General features: G+C 70.9%; 13 protein-coding genes. 9 read left to right on the plus strand and 4 right to left on the minus strand.

Features of this window, described 5'->3' with window-relative positions:
* Positions 1-82: 82 nt before the first annotated feature.
* Together lysA and ACWEPL_RS20620 are read right to left on the minus strand one after the other, a co-directional pair.
* Entirely contained in the window at positions 83-1,426 is a 1,344-nt protein-coding gene (gene lysA / locus ACWEPL_RS20615; RefSeq protein ID WP_452437131.1) for a diaminopimelate decarboxylase, read from the minus strand.
* Positions 1,427-1,773: 347 nt separating this feature from the next.
* Positions 1,774-2,034: an SAV_915 family protein gene (locus tag ACWEPL_RS20620; RefSeq protein WP_452437132.1), complete on the minus strand. Its 261-nt coding sequence runs from the start codon at positions 2,032-2,034 to the stop codon at positions 1,774-1,776.
* Between the two features lie 251 nt (positions 2,035-2,285).
* Between ACWEPL_RS20620 and ACWEPL_RS20625 the strand changes: the two genes are divergently transcribed.
* Entirely contained in the window at positions 2,286-3,032 is a 747-nt protein-coding gene (locus ACWEPL_RS20625) for a YbaB/EbfC family nucleoid-associated protein (RefSeq protein WP_452437133.1), read from the plus strand.
* A gap of 20 nt (positions 3,033-3,052) precedes the next feature.
* Here ACWEPL_RS20625 and ACWEPL_RS20630 read toward each other — a convergent pair whose 3' ends face one another.
* Both ACWEPL_RS20630 and ACWEPL_RS20635 read right to left on the minus strand, forming a co-directional pair.
* Positions 3,053-3,526 (minus strand): hypothetical protein, encoded by a 474-nt coding sequence (locus tag ACWEPL_RS20630; RefSeq protein ID WP_452437134.1) that lies wholly within the window; start codon positions 3,524-3,526, stop codon positions 3,053-3,055.
* Positions 3,523-5,313 (minus strand): APC family permease, encoded by a 1,791-nt coding sequence (locus tag ACWEPL_RS20635; RefSeq protein WP_452437135.1) that lies wholly within the window; start codon positions 5,311-5,313, stop codon positions 3,523-3,525. Before ACWEPL_RS20635 ends, ACWEPL_RS20630 begins: the two co-directional genes overlap by 4 nt.
* A gap of 408 nt (positions 5,314-5,721) precedes the next feature.
* On the opposite strand from ACWEPL_RS20635, the gene kdpF reads away from it, so the two are divergent.
* The 8 genes from kdpF to ACWEPL_RS20675 all read left to right on the plus strand — a co-directional run bounded on the left by kdpF (position 5,722) and on the right by ACWEPL_RS20675 (position 14,946).
* Complete coding sequence (gene kdpF / locus ACWEPL_RS20640; RefSeq protein ID WP_350737184.1) at positions 5,722-5,811, plus strand: K(+)-transporting ATPase subunit F; 90 nt, start codon at positions 5,722-5,724, stop codon at positions 5,809-5,811.
* Complete coding sequence (gene kdpA, locus ACWEPL_RS20645; RefSeq protein WP_452437136.1) at positions 5,811-7,472, plus strand: potassium-transporting ATPase subunit KdpA; 1,662 nt, start codon at positions 5,811-5,813, stop codon at positions 7,470-7,472. The genes kdpF and kdpA overlap by 1 nt, the downstream gene beginning before the upstream one ends.
* A gap of 1 nt (position 7,473) precedes the next feature.
* Positions 7,474-9,570 carry a potassium-transporting ATPase subunit KdpB gene (kdpB, locus tag ACWEPL_RS20650; protein WP_452437137.1) on the plus strand — a complete coding sequence of 699 codons (2,097 nt, stop codon included), beginning with the start codon at positions 7,474-7,476 and terminating at the stop codon, positions 9,568-9,570.
* Positions 9,570-10,406, plus strand: coding sequence for a potassium-transporting ATPase subunit C (locus ACWEPL_RS20655; RefSeq protein WP_452437138.1), 837 nt, complete (start codon positions 9,570-9,572; stop codon positions 10,404-10,406). The genes kdpB and ACWEPL_RS20655 overlap by 1 nt, the downstream gene beginning before the upstream one ends.
* Positions 10,403-12,943 (plus strand): DUF4118 domain-containing protein, encoded by a 2,541-nt coding sequence (locus ACWEPL_RS20660; RefSeq protein WP_452437139.1) that lies wholly within the window; start codon positions 10,403-10,405, stop codon positions 12,941-12,943. The genes ACWEPL_RS20655 and ACWEPL_RS20660 overlap by 4 nt, the downstream gene beginning before the upstream one ends.
* A complete protein-coding gene (locus ACWEPL_RS20665; RefSeq protein WP_452437140.1) occupies positions 12,940-13,608 on the plus strand; it encodes a response regulator in 669 nt (222 codons plus the stop codon). Before ACWEPL_RS20660 ends, ACWEPL_RS20665 begins: the two co-directional genes overlap by 4 nt.
* A gap of 73 nt (positions 13,609-13,681) precedes the next feature.
* On the plus strand, positions 13,682-14,098 hold the full coding sequence (locus ACWEPL_RS20670) for a GntR family transcriptional regulator (protein WP_364260734.1): 417 nt from the start codon (positions 13,682-13,684) through the stop codon (positions 14,096-14,098).
* Positions 14,095-14,946: an ABC transporter ATP-binding protein gene (locus ACWEPL_RS20675; RefSeq protein ID WP_452437141.1), complete on the plus strand. Its 852-nt coding sequence runs from the start codon at positions 14,095-14,097 to the stop codon at positions 14,944-14,946. Before ACWEPL_RS20670 ends, ACWEPL_RS20675 begins: the two co-directional genes overlap by 4 nt.
* Positions 14,947-14,955: the final 9 nt, after the last annotated feature.

Below are 14,955 nucleotides of genomic sequence, written 5' to 3' on the forward strand. Positions count from 1 at the left end.
GCGACGAGCGCGATGAGAGCCAGGAGCACGAGGCCCTCTGGTCGGATGCCCTTCCGGGCTCCCCGCCGTGGCCGGATGCGCGTCACAGTCCCACGTCCCGGCGCAGCAGGTCGTCGATCTCCTCCCGGCGCACGACCACCCGAGCCGCGCCGTCGGCGACCGCGATGACGGGTGGGCGGCCGGTGAGGTTGTAGGTGGAGGCCATCGAGTGGTGGTAGGCGCCCGTGGCCGGGACCGCGATGACGTCGCCGGGCCTGATGTCCGAGGGCAGCGGCACGCTTTCGGCTATGACGTCGCCCGCCTCACAGTGGTGGCCGACCAGGGTGACCTCGCGGGCGGCCATGGCCGAGCGGCGGCCGATCAGGCGGGCCGTGTAGCGCGCGCCGTACAGGGACGGGCGGGGGTTGTCACTCATCCCGCCGTCGACGGCCACGAAGGTGCGGGTGAGGGTGCGTTTGACGGCGATGACGCGGTAGAGGGTGAGCCCGGCCGGGCCGCTGATCGCCCGGCCCGGCTCGACGGTCAGCCGGGGTACGGGCAGGTTCAGCGCCGCGCTGCGCTCCACCACGGCCTTGGTGACCGTCGTGGCGTACTCGTCGGGGGTCAGGCCGTGCTCCGACTCCAGGTAGGCGATGCCCATGCCGCCGCCCAGGTCCAGCTCGGGCAGCACGATCCCGTACGTGTCGCGGATCGCGGCCAGTTGCTCGACCATGACCCTGGCGGCCTGCTCGTACGGCTCGGTCGTGTGGATCTGGGAGCCCAGGTGGCAGTGCAGGCCCGCCAGCCGCAGCTCCGGCTGGCGCAGCACCCTGGCGACGGCTGCGGCGGCGTCCCCGGAGGCTATGGACAGGCCGAACTTCTGGCCCTCGCCACCGGTGCGGATCGCCGCACAGGCGCCCGCCTCGATGTCCGGAATGACCCGCAGCAGCACCTTCTGCCGGTGCCCGTGCGGGACCAGCATCGCGAGCCGGGCGACCTCGGCGAGGTTGTCGACGACGATGCGACCGACCCCGTAGTGAACCGCCTCGGCCAGCTCGTGCGGGGTCTTGGCGTTGCCGTGGAAGACGATCCGCTCGGCGGGGAAGCCGACGGATCGGGCGGTGGCCAGCTCGCCGCCGGAGCAGACGTCCAGGCCGAGCCCCTCCTCCCGGATCCAGGTGGCCATCGCCCGGCACAGGAACGCCTTGGCCGCGTACCGGATGTCGGCCTCCGGCAGGGCGGCGCGGAAGGCCCGGCAGCGCCGGCGCACGTCGGCCTCGTCCACCACGTACGCGGGGGTGCCGAAGCGCTCGACGATGTCCATGAGCGGCACGCCTCCGGTGGCGGCGACCGGCCGGAAACCGGTGGTGGCCGACCAGGGCTCCGCCGCTTCGTCGAAGCGTGCGGGCTCACGCGGGCCGGGGACGAGCAATCGGGGCTCTGACATCTGGTTCCTCCTGCGAGAAATGCTTCAATTTGGACGCTAAAGGCATCGCAGGATAAGTCAGCAAATTTCTACGCAATCTGGACGCATATCACGAAAACTCTGACGCGGTTTTGACGGCGCTGCCTGCAGGCCCGGCTGGTCGCGGTCACGCCGGCGGACCAGGCAGGCGCCGCGATCGACACCGCCGGCACCGGCCGCTCCTGACGGCCGGTCCCCGACACTTCAGCAAAGGGGACGGTCTCCGCCCGCCGCCTGAGGGGAAGCACCCGGCGCCCCCTCGGCGTCCGCGACCTGCTGGAATCCGGAGCCGGACTCCTGCCCCGCCTGATCCTGCTGCAGGAGGCACATCAGGCCACCCGCTCCGTGGGCCTGGTCGTCGTGCCCGCAGGATCGATGACGATGCCGATGACGTCCAGGTCGGCGATCATGCCACGCAGCGCCGGGGCGGTGAGCAGCACCCACCGCTGGTCGGCTCCGAGCACCTTGGCCAGCTTGAGCGGCGAGGAGAACGCGACCGCCGTCCGCTTGCCCGAGGCCGTGCGGAACAACCGAAGGGTCAAGGCGCACGTTCCCACCGTGACAGGGACGCACAATCGGGGCTCTGACATCTGCTTCCTTCCAGCGAACTGTCGTACGCAGAAGACGCTAGAGCCGGCGCCGGCCGCAATCCGCGATCGCTACGCAATTCTGACGCTGACCGCGTAAATACTGGCGCAGCTTTGACGGCCTTTACTGGCTCGGGGACGCGCACGCCCGCGTTTCGAGCGGGCGGGGCGAGCTGCCCACCGCCAGGGCCTGGCCGCCGGGTCTCGAGGTCGAGGCGTTCACCATCGCGGAGCTGCGCCACCGGGCCGAGGACATGGTACGGATCCAGGACGGCACGACCGCGTCCCTCACGAACTGGCAGGATGCGATCAAGCTCTTCGAGGGCTACCGCGCGGTGGAGTCACTGCTGAACGCGTTGCTGCACGGGTGCGCCGCCGCACTCAGCGCGGTCGTGACCGTGGACGTGGGCATCGATGAGTCCGCCCGCGGCGACCACAGCGGCCTGAACGATCTGGCGGCGGCGACCTTCGCCCAGGGCCCCATGCTCATCTGGCGCACGGCCAACCGGGTCGAACGCGGCCTGACCGCCCACGGCCTCACCGGCCGCGTCCCGGGCAAGGGCCGGGCGAGCGGTACGTGCCGGAGCAGGCGGCCGACGGCTCCCCCCGAGCGGCCGGCGGCCGACGCCGACCGCTTCTTCGGCCGGCTGAGCCGCCTGCCCGACAGTGCCTCGACGACCCGCGCGGAATCGCGGGACGGCTGGGTGAGCGTCGAGTACAGCAGCGCGTCAGGCGTCACGGACCTGCGGCTCGACCCACGCGCCATGCGCATGGAGTCGGCGCGGCTGGCCGAGACCATCCTCGGCCTGATCCACCAGGCCAGGGAGCATGCCGAGGCCGAACAGCGCAAGAGAGCCGAGGAGTTCCTGGGCGACAACGGGCTCGTCACCGACCAGCAGGTCATCGCCGACCAGCTCCGGCACGCCACCGGCACGTTCCAGGAGAATCTGGAGCGCGCCGCCGCGACCATGGACCGGGTACGGGCCCTGCTCCGACCATGACAAGCCCAACCGAACCGGCGCTACGGCCCTGACGAGCCGTACTCGCGCCACTCCCGATCCACCCGCAGGACGGCCCGGCGAGCGGCCCACCACGGGAGCAGCGCCCCCACGACCAGCCACCCCAACGCCCCGGCGGGGACGGCGGCGATGAAGGCGCCGAAGACGACCTCCACCGCACCGAGAGGCCGCGGCGCCAGGCGGCCACGCGCGTCCAGCCAGATCCGGGCGGTCGTGTCCGAGACCCGGTCCAGCGGCCCGCGGGCCCAGCCGCCCTGCCGCCCGCCGTCCCAGACCACGTGCGACACGATGGCCCGCTCCTCGACGATCCACGCGACGACCTGCCGGTGCGTGGCCCGGTAGGCGTCGATCTCGCGTACGAGCGACCCGGCCGCCAGCAGCCCGGCGAGACAGCCGGCCAGGAGCGCGACCAGCCCCGTCACACCGTGCGCCCGATGACCCCGTCCCGCCCACGCCCACTCCCCCGTGGGCCTCATGAGACGCGGAACCTCATCCGGCACACCACCGCGTCGGTACGCCGCCGCAGCGCCCTGGCCAGCACCGCGCCGCGCTGGTTCTGCAGCATCCGCTGCCAGGCGTGCTCCGGCTCGACCTCGGCGATGAGCACGAACACGTGCGGTTCGGGCACCTCGGCCAGGTAGGTGAGCAGCGGTTCGTCGAGCCGCCGGCGGGCGTCGAAGAGCTGCACCAGCTCCACGCCCGGGTCCCAGCGGTCCCAGTCGTCGACGAACGCCCGCGCCTGCCGCTCGTCCTCGGGGTGGGTGACGTTGACGGCCACCACCCGGTCCCCCAGCGACAGCGCCGCCGACAGGGCGTCGCGGGTCAGCCGGGTGACCGCGTGCACCGGCACCACCACCAGCGAACGGCGTGGCCTCGGCGGCGACGGCGTCCTGCCCAGCTCCAGCCGCCCGCCGATCCGCGCGTACGAGCGGTTGACCCACTCCATGACGGCCACCATCAGCGGCAGCGCCACCACGATCAGCCAGCCGCCCTCACCGAACTTCGAGCCCGTCACCACGATCGCGGCCACGAAGGTCAGCAGCGCGCCGAACCCGTTCAGCCCGGCCCGCCACCGCCACCCGGCGGGCCGCTCGCCCACCCAGTGCCGGACCATGCCGGCCTGCGACAGCGTGAACCCGACGAACACCCCGATCGCGAACAGCGGCACCAGCAGATTCATCTCGCCGCCCGCCACGATCAGCAGCAGGGCGCTGGTGACGGTCAGGAACGCGATGCCGTAGCGGTGCACCTGGCGGTCGGCGCGCAGGGCGAAGAAGTGCGGCAGGTTGTTGTCGCGGGCCAGCAGCTCGGCCAGCACCGGCAGGCCGCCGAAGGAGGTGTTCGCGGCCAGCGCCAGCAGCACCACAGTGGCGAACTGCACCACGTAGAACAGCGGCCCGTCCCCGAGCGAGGCCCGCGTGACCTGGGCGAGCACGGTCACCCCGTCCGCCGGGGCGATGGCGAACTTCTCGATCAGCGCGGCGATGCCCAGCAACATGACCGCCAGCAGGGCGCCCAAGGCGACCTCGGCCCGCTGCGCCCGCCGTACGCGGGGCTTCCTGAAGGACGGCACGGCGTTGGCGATGGCCTCCACGCCGGTCAGCGACGCGCAGCCGTTCGCGAACGCCTTCAGCAACAGCAGCACCCCGACCGTCTGCAGGCTGCTCACCTGGTGGGAGACGTCCACGGCGGGTTCGCGGCGGATGAGCCCGGCCACGACGACGAGCAGGATCGCGCCCACGTAGATCACGGTCGGGGCGATGAACGCGCGGGCGCTGTGCGCGATCCCGCGCAGGTTGACCGCCGTCACAAGAGCCAGCACGGCCAGGCACAACCACACCGTGTACGGCAGCAGCTCCGGGAAGGCCGAGGTGAGCGCGGCCACCCCGGCGGCGACCGAGACGGCGACGTTGAGCACGTAGTCGATGACCAGGGAGGCCCCCGCCACCAGGGATGCCCGGCGGCCGAGGTACGTCCTGGCCACCCCGTACGCGCCGCCGCCGTCGGGGAAGGCGGCGATGACCTGCCGGTAGGAGAGGGTGAGCACGGCCAGCAGGCCCGCGATGGTCAGCGTGACCGGGATGGTGAAGCCGAGCCCGGCGCCGCCCGCGAGGGCGAGCACCAGCACGATCGCCTCGGGCCCGTACGCCACCGACGCCATCGCGTCCAGGGACAGCGCGGCCAGACCGCCGACGACGGACAGGCGATGCCGTTCGCCGGTATCGGCAGGCTCCTTGGCGGGGGGAGTTTTCACGATGGACATGGAGAACATGCTGATCCCGATGCGCTCCCAGGGACGTCCATATATACGCATTTAAGACGCGAAACGCCCCAATACCTATGTGAAACCTACGAGGCCGGTCAGCGGCGGGACGTCACCGCCGCCGAGGACCAGGTACCGCAGCATGGCCACGACCGGGGAACTCCGAGGCGCGCTCGGAGCGGCGCGTAGAGATGCCGTCAAAAATCAGGCTCCGGCCGTATGGAAGCCGTCAAGAAAGGAAAAACGCCCCAAATCTCGGGGTTTGCTGGCCTTGGCGCCGCCCGAGATGGGCGCGGCCCAACCAACATGTCCAGATTGAGGAGTGGGGATGGCTGACGTCATCTTCGTCGCCCTGACGATCGCGATCTTCGTGATCTTCGGGCTCGTGGTGAAGGCGGTGGAGCGGCTGTGAGTGCCGTCAACGCCGCCGGCCTGATCGTGGTCGCCGGTCTGGTGATCTTCATGGTCGTGGCCCTGCTGTTCCCGGAGCGTTTCTGATGAGCACGACCGTCGCAGGGATGATCTTCATCGTCTCCCTGATCGCCGCTCTGGCCCTGGTGCACAAGCCGTTCGGCGACTACATGCACCGGGTCTACACGAGCGCCAAGCACAACGCCGTCGAGCGCGTGATCTACCGGCTGCTCGGGGTGCGCGCGGACGCCGAGCAGAGCTGGGGTGTCTACGCCCGCAGCCTGCTGGCGTTCTCGCTGATCTCGATCCTGTTCGTGTACGCGATCCAGCGGCTGCAGGACAAGCTGCCGCTCAGCGTCGGGATGAAGCCGGTCACCGACCACATCGCCTGGAACACGGCGATCAGCTTCGTCACCAACACCAACTGGCAGGCCTACTCCGGCGAGTCCACGATGGGCCACCTGACCCAGATGGCCGCGCTGGCGGTGCAGAACTTCGTGTCGGCGTCGGTGGGCATGGCCGTGGCCATCGCCCTGGTGCGCGGGTTCGCCCGGCGCACCTCCGACACGATCGGCAACTTCTGGGTGGACCTGGTCCGCGGTTCGCTCCGGATCCTGCTGCCGATCGCCTTCGTCGGCGCTCTGGTGCTGGTGGCCGGCGGGCTGATCCAGAACTTCTCCGGCCCGCACGAGATCACCACGCTGACCGGCGGCACCCAGCCGATCACCGGCGGCCCGGTGGCCTCGCAGGAGGTCATCAAGGAGCTGGGCACCAACGGCGGCGGCTTCTACAACGCCAACTCGGCCCACCCGTTCGAGAACGCCACCACCTGGACGAACTGGCTGGAGATCTTCCTGATCCTGGTGATCCCGTTCACGCTGACGCGCACCTTCGGCAAGATGGTCGGGCAGGTCAGGCAGGGGTACGCGATCCTCGCCGTGATGAGCGTGATCGCGCTGGCCAGCGTGCTGCTCACCAACGTCTTCGAGCTGGGCGGACACGCGACGGTGCCGCAGGCGGTCGGGGCGGCCATGGAGGGCAAGGAAGCCCGCTTCGGCGTCTCGAACTCAGCCACCTTCGCCGCCGCCACCACCCTGACGTCGACCGGCGCGGTCAATTCCTTCCACGACTCCTACACGCCGTTCGGCGGCATGATGACGCTGTTCAACATGATGCTGGGCGAGGTCGCGCCCGGCGGGGTCGGGTCCGGCCTGTACGGCATGCTGATCCTGGCCGTGATCACGGTGTTCGTGGCGGGCCTGATGGTCGGCCGCACCCCCGAATACCTGGGCAAGAAGATCAGCTCGCGCGAGATCAAGCTGGCCTCCCTGTACTTCCTGGTCACGCCGGTGCTGGTGCTGGTCGGCACGGCGTTCGCGATGGGCTCGGCGCAGCAGCGGGCGAGCATGCTGAACGCGGGCCCGCACGGCCTGTCCGAAGTGCTGTACGCGTTCACCAGCGCCTCCAACAACAACGGCTCCGCCTTCGCCGGGATCACCGTCAACACACCCTGGTACGACGTGGCGCTCGGCCTGTGCATGGCGTTCGGCCGGTTCCTGCCGATCATCCTGGTGCTGGCGCTGGCCGGATCGCTGGCCGCGCAGTCGCCGGTCCCCGAGAGCGCCGGCACGCTGCCGACGCACCGGCCGCAGTTCGTCGGCATGGTCGTCGGCGTGACGATCATCCTGGTCGCCCTCACCTTCCTCCCGGCGCTCGCGCTCGGCCCCATCGCAGAAGGACTGTCCTGACATGTCATCCCCCGCGCTCAAGACAGCGGAGCGGAACGGCCGCGTGGGCGGCGGTCTGCTCGATCCGAAGCAGCTGCTGAGGTCGCTGCCGGACGCGCTGAAGAAGCTCAACCCGGCCACGCTGTGGCGCAACCCGGTGATGCTCATCGTCGAGGTCGGCGCCGCGTTCACCACCGTGCTGGCGATCCTCGACCCGTCGTTCTTCGCCTGGGCCATCGTGGTCTGGCTCTGGCTGACCGCCGTCTTCGCCAACCTGGCCGAGGCCGTCGCCGAGGGGCGCGGCAAGGCGCAGGCGGCCACGTTGCGCAAGGCCAAGACCGACACCCGGGCCCGCCGCCTCAAGAGCCGCACGTCCACGGACTGGGACGTGGTCGGCGCGCCCGAGCTGCGGCAGGGCGACTTCGTGATCGTCGAGGCCGGGGAGACCATCCCCGGCGACGGCGACGTGGTCGAGGGCATCGCGTCGGTGGACGAGTCGGCCATCACCGGCGAGTCCGCCCCGGTGATCCGCGAGTCCGGCGGCGACCGCTCGGCGGTCACCGGCGGCACCAAGGTGCTGTCCGACCGGATCGTCGTCCGGATCACCCAGAAGCCCGGCGAGAGCTTCATCGACCGCATGATCGCCCTGGTCGAGGGGGCGAACCGGCAGAAGACGCCGAACGAGATCGCCCTCAACATCCTGCTCGCCGCGCTGACGGTCATCTTCCTGGTGGCCACCGTCACCATGCAGCCGCTGGCCATCTACTCCAAGCTCACCAACCCCGGCGTGCCGGACTCGCTCGCGCTGAACGCCGACGGCGTCACCGGCGTGGTGCTGGTCTCGCTGCTGGTCTGCCTGATCCCGACCACGATCGGCGCGCTGCTGTCCGCGATCGGCATCGCGGGCATGGACCGCCTCGTCCAGCGCAACGTCCTGGCCATGTCCGGCCGCGCGGTCGAGGCCGCCGGGGACGTGTCCACGCTGCTGCTGGACAAGACCGGCACGATCACCCTGGGCAACCGGCAGGCGTCGGAGTTCGTCCCCGTGAACGGCGTCACCGAGGCCGAGCTCGCGGAGGCGGCGCAGCTGTCCAGCCTGGCCGACGAGACCCCCGAGGGCCGCTCGATCGTGGTCTTCGCCAAGCAGCGCTACGGCCTGCGCGAGCGGGAGATCCACGGCGCCGAGTGGGTGCAGTTCACCGCCCAGACCCGAATGTCCGGGGTCAACCTGGGCGATCGGCAGGTCCGCAAGGGCGCGGCGACCGCGGTGATGAAGTGGGTCCGCGACCGGGGCGGCCACCCCACCGACGAGGTCGGGCACATCGTGGACGGCATCTCCGGCTCCGGCGGGACTCCGCTGGTCGTCGCGGAGAAGGGCCGCGTGCTCGGGGTCATCCACCTCAAGGACGTGGTCAAGCAGGGCATGCGCGAACGCTTCGACGAGATGCGCCGCATGGGCATCCGCACCGTCATGATCACCGGTGACAACCCGCTGACCGCCAAGGCCATCGCGGACGAGGCCGGCGTGGACGACTTCCTGGCCGAGGCCACCCCCGAGGACAAGCTCGCCCTGATCAGGAAGGAGCAGCAGGGCGGCCGCCTGGTCGCGATGACCGGCGACGGCACCAACGACGCCCCCGCCCTGGCCCAGTCGGACGTCGGCGTGGCGATGAACACCGGCACCTCGGCCGCCAAGGAGGCCGGGAACATGGTCGACCTCGACTCCAACCCGACCAAGCTGATCGAGATCGTCGAGATCGGCAAGCAGCTGCTCATCACCCGCGGCGCGCTGACCACGTTCTCCATCGCCAACGACATCGCGAAGTACTTCGCGATCATCCCGGCCATGTTCGCGGCGGTCTACCCGGGCCTGGACGCCCTGAACGTCATGCGCCTGGCCAGCCCGCAGTCGGCGATCCTGTCCGCGGTCGTGTTCAACGCCCTGGTCATCATCGCGCTGATCCCGCTGGCGCTGCGCGGCGTCCGGTACCGGCCCTCCAGCGCCTCCAAGCTGCTCTCCCGCAACCTGTACGTCTACGGCCTGGGCGGCATCGTCGCGCCGTTCGTCGGCATCAAGATCATCGACCTGTTCATCCAGTTTCTTCCGGGGATGTCGTAATGGACCGTCTACCCAGCTGGCTGCGCCGGCATCTGGCCGCGATCAGGGCCGTGGCCGTCCTGACCGTGCTGCTCGGCCTGATCTATCCGCTGGCCACGACCGGGATCGCGCAGGCGCTGTTCAACGGCAAGGCCAACGGCTCGATCGTGCGGGCCGGCGGCAAGGACGTGGGCAGCGCGATCATCGGTCAATCCTTCACCGACGCCGACGGCAATCCGGTCAAGAAGTACTTCCAGTCCCGCCCGTCGGCCGCCGGCGACGGCTACGACCCGACCTCGACCGGGGCCAGCAACCTCGGTCCCGAGGACGTCGTCGACGTGCTGCCGGTGCCGGGCGCCGAGGGCAGGCAGTCGCTGCTGACCCGGGTGTGCGCCCGGTCCAAGGCGGTCGGCGAGCTGGAGGGCGTCAGCGGCGCCCGCCCGTACTGCACCGCCGACGGGGTCGGCGCGGTGCTGAAGGTCTTCCCCGACCGGGCGGTCAGCGTCAACCAGGCCTGCCCGGCCGCCCCCTTCGTCGCCACCTACCAGGGGCTGAAGGTGGAGTGCGCCAAGCCGGGCGAGGACTACGCCGCCGGCCGGACCATACCCGTGCGCGGCGAGGTGAGCCGGGTGCCGGTGCCCGCGGACGCGGTGACCGCGAGCGGATCGGGCCTGGACCCGCACATCTCCGTCGCCTACGCCGAGCTCCAAGCTCCCCGGGTGGCCAGGAAACGCGGCCTGGCCCTGGACAGGGTCAAGGCGCTGATCGACGAGAACACGACCGGCCGGGTGCTCGGCTTCATGGGCGAACCCGCCGTCAACGTCCTCGAACTCAACCTGGCGCTGGATCGGTCATGAGCCGGGGCCGCCTGCGGGTCTACCTCGGGGCGGCGCCCGGGGTCGGCAAGACGTACGCGATGCTCAGCGAGGGCCGTCGCGGTATGGAGCGCGGCCGGGACGTGGTCGTGGGCTTCGTCGAGACCCACGGCCGCGCCCGCACCGCGGCCCTCCTGGAGGGCATGGAGGTGATCCCGCGCGGGACGCTGGTCTATCGCGGGGCCACCTTCACCGAGCTGGACGTGGACGCCGTCATCGAGCGCAAGCCGAAGATCGCGCTGATCGACGAGCTGGCCCACACCAACGTGCCCGGCTCCAGGAACGTCAAGCGCTGGCAGGACATCGACGACATCCTGGACGCCGGGATCGACGTCATCTCGACGGTGAACATCCAGCACCTGGAGTCCGTCAACGACGTCGTCCAGGAGATCACCGGAATCCCGCAGCGCGAGACCGTCCCCGACGAGGTGGTGCGCCGCGCCGACCAGGTCGAGCTGGTCGACATGTCGCCGGAGGCGCTGCGCCGCCGCATGGCCCACGGCAACGTGTACATGCCCGAGAAGGTCGACGCCGCCCTGTCGAACTACTTCCGCGTCGGCAACCTCACGGCCCTCCGTGAGCTCGCCCTTCTCTGGGTCGCGGGAAAGGTCGACGACCAGCTCGACCGCTACCGCGCCGAGCACGGCATCGCCACCACCTGGGACACCCGGGAACGCGTCGTGGTCGCACTGACCGGCGGCCCGGAAGGCGACACGCTGGTACGCCGGGCGGCCCGCGTCGCCGCCCGCACCAAGGGCGCCGACCTGCTGGCCGTCCACGTCACCAGCGCCGACGGACTGGCCGGCGGCGACCCGGCCAACCTGGCCCGCCAGCGCACGCTGGTCGAGAGCATGGGCGGCACCTACCACCAGGTCGTCGGCGACGACATCCCCCAGGCGCTGCTCGACTTCGCCCGCGGCGTCAACGCCACCCAGCTCGTCCTCGGAGCGTCGCGGAGAGGCCGCTTCGCCCAGATCTTCTCCCGGGGCGTCGGCGTGGAGACCACGGCCCTGTCCGGCTCCATCGACGTCCACATGATCACCCACGAGGAGGTCAAGCAGGGGCGCAGGCGTCCCGAACGCTCGCGGGCCGCGTTGACCAGGAAGCGCCGCCTGACCGGCTGGGCGCTGGCGGTGGCCGGGATGCCGCTGCTCACGGCCATGCTCGCGCCGTTCAGGGACGTGCTGTCGCTGCCCAGCGAGATCCTGTTCTTCCTCTGCCTGACCGTCGGGGTCGCGCTGGCCGGTGGCATGTGGCCGGCCGTCACCGCGGCCGTCGGCGGATCGCTGCTGCTCAACTGGTACTTCACGCCGCCGCTCGGCGAGTTCACCATCAACGATCCGGAGAACCTGTTCGCGCTGGTCGTGTTCGTGCTGGTCGCGGCGGCGGTCAGCTCGATCGTGGACCTCGCCGCGCGCCGTACCAGACAGGCCGCCCGCGCGAGCGCGGACGCCGAGGCGCTGTCCACGCTGGCCGGGCACGTGCTGCGCGGTGAGGCGGCGCTGCCGTCGCTGCTCGGCCGCCTGCGCGAGACGTTCGGGCTGGACTCGGTCACCCTGCTCGAACGCCTCGGCGAGCCCACCCCGGACGACCAGTCCGAGCCCGCCGCCTGGCGCATCATCGCCACCACCGGCCAGACCCCGTGCACCAACCCCGGCGCGGCCGACACCGACGTGCAGATCAACGACCGGCTCGTGCTCGCCGCCCGCGGCCGGCTGCTGGACGCCAGCGACCGGCGGGTGCTGGAGGCGTTCGCCGCCGAAGCCGCCGTCGCGCTGCGGCAGGAACGCCTGGAGGAGGAGGCCGGGCAGGCCAAGCCGCTGGCCGAGGCCGACAAGATGCGCACCGCCCTGCTGGCCGCCGTCAGCCACGACCTGCGCACCCCGCTGGCCGCCGCCAAGGCCTCCGTCGACAGTCTGCGCAGCGCCGACATCGACTGGTCTCCCCAGGACCGCGACGAACTGCTCGACACCGCCCATGAATCGCTGGGCCGCCTCGACCGGCTGGTGGAGAACCTGCTCGACATGAGCCGCCTGCAGGCCGGAGTGCTCGGCCTGTCGCTCCAGCCCGTCGCCCTGGAAGAGGTCGTGCCCCGCGCTATCGACGACCTCGGATCGCTGCGCGACCGCGTCGAGGGCGACATCTCCATCGAACTCCCCGAGATCGTCGCCGACCCCGCCCTGCTGGAGCGCGTCCTGGTCAACCTGATGACCAACGCCGTCCGCTACAGCCCCGCCGGCCGGAAGGTGCTCATCACCGCCAGCTGGCACGACGAGCAGGTGGAGATCCGCGTCATCGACCGCGGCCCCGGCATCCCGCCCGAGGCCCGCGACCGGGTCTTCCAGCCGTTCCAGCGGCTCGGCGACCGCGACAACGGCACGGGCGTCGGCCTCGGGCTCGCGCTCTCCCGCGGCCTGACCGAGGCCATGGGCGGCACGCTCATACCGGAGGAGACACCAGGGGGAGGTCTCACCATGACCGTCCAGATGCCCATCTCATCCCAGGCGGTGACAGCATGACCAAGATCCTCGTCGTCGACGACGAACCGCAGATCCTGCGGGCCCTGCGCATCAACCTGGCCGCCCGCCAGTACGAGGTCGCCGTCGCCGAGAACGGCTCCGCCGCGCTGCGCGAAGCCGCCGAATGGCATCCCGACCTCGTCGTGCTCGACCTCGGCCTGCCCGACATCGACGGCGTCGACGTCATCCACGGCCTGCGCGGCTGGACCCGGATCCCGATCGTGGTGCTGTCCGGCCGGGCCGGGAACCGGGACAAGATCGACGCTCTGGACGCCGGCGCCGACGACTACGTGACGAAACCGTTCAGCATCGAGGAGTTCCTGGCCCGCATCCGAGCCGTCTCCCGCCGCGCCGCCATCCACGAGGCCGAGCTGGCCAGCATCCAGATCGGCGACCACACGGTCGACCTCGTCGGCAAGACCATCTCGGGTGGCCAGCGGCTCACCCCCACCGAATGGCACATCCTGGAGATCCTGCTGCGCAACCCCGGCAAGCTCATCCCCCAGCGCTACCTGCTGACGGAGGTGTGGGGCAGCAAGCACGTCAAGGAGACCCACTACCTGCGCCAGTACATGGCCCAGTTGCGCAAGAAGTTCGAACGCGACCCGGCCCACCCGGTCCACCTGATCACCGAGCCGGGCATGGGCTACCGCTTCACCCCATGACGCGGCTCGGAGTTGACAACAGGTGATCCCCTGCAACACTCTTTCACTAATCGAATAGAGAAAGGGTGTTGCGGTGATCGAGTTCCATCTCGACCGCGGCTCGGGAGTGTCGACCTACCTCCAGCTCGTCCACCAGGTCAAGCAGGCTCTCAGGCTCGGCACGCTGCGGCCGGGCGACCAGCTGCCCACCGCCCGCGAGGTGGTCGAGAGCCTGGCCATCAACCCCAACACCGTGCTCAAGGCCTACCGCGAGCTGGAGCGGGACGGGCTGGTCGAAGGGCGGCCGGGCATGGGGACATTCGTGCTGCAGAGCGTCACGGGCGCGACGCTCGTCGCGCACACCCGATTGCGGCGCGACCTGGAGAGGTGGGTACGCGAGGCGCGCGAGGCCGGGCTCGACCAGGAGGACCTGAGGGCGCTGGTCACCGTTGTCCTCGCGGACTCCCAGAAGGGCGGCCCCGGGAAGGGCGCGAAGGAAGGGGCGGCGTGAGGCCGGCGCTGGAGACGAACGGGCTGGGTGTGCGGTACCGCCGCTCCTGGGCGTTGCGTGACTGCTCGTTGTCCATCCCGGCCGGGCGCGTGGCCGCGCTCGTAGGACCGAACGGCGCGGGCAAGACCACGCTCATGCACGCCGCCGTCGGCATGCTCAAGCCCACCTGCGGCAGCGTCGTGGTGCACGGCGAGGTGGCGTTCGTGGCCCAGGACAGGCCGCTGACCGAGAGGTTCACCGCCGCCGAGATGCTCGCCTTCGGCCGCCGGGTGAACTCCCGCTTCGACGACGGCGCCGCCCGTGACCGGCTCGGCCGGCTGGGTGTGCCTCTGGATCGGAAGGTGGGCGTCCTGTCGGGCGGGCAGCGGGCGCAGGTGGCGATCACGCTGGCGATGGCCCGGCGGCCCGACCTTCTCGTGCTGGACGAGCCGCTGGCCAACCTCGACCCCCTGGCCAGGCACGATGTGATGCGCTCGATCATGGCGGAGGTGGCCGAGCGGGAACTGACCGTGCTGCTGTCCTCGCACGTGGTCGCCGACATCGAGGAGACCTGTGACTGGCTGGTCATGTTGAACGACGGTCAGGTGCAGGTGAGCGGCGACATCGAGGAGTTACTGGCCGGCCATTACGTCCTCACCGGGTCCACCGAGCCGGCCGGGCCGATGGCGGCCGCGGTCGTGAGCGCGAGCCGGGCCGGGAGGCAGGCCGAGCTCCTCGTCAGGGGCGAGCCCACCCCCGACCCGCGCGGGCAGGCGCGGCGGGCCGGGTTGGCCGATCTCGTCATGGGATATCTGCGCAACCCCGAGTCGGCGGCGCTGCCCGGCCCGGAGCACGTGATCCGGGGGTAGCGCACGGAC

Source organism: Nonomuraea sp. NPDC004186 (assembly GCF_053603495.1).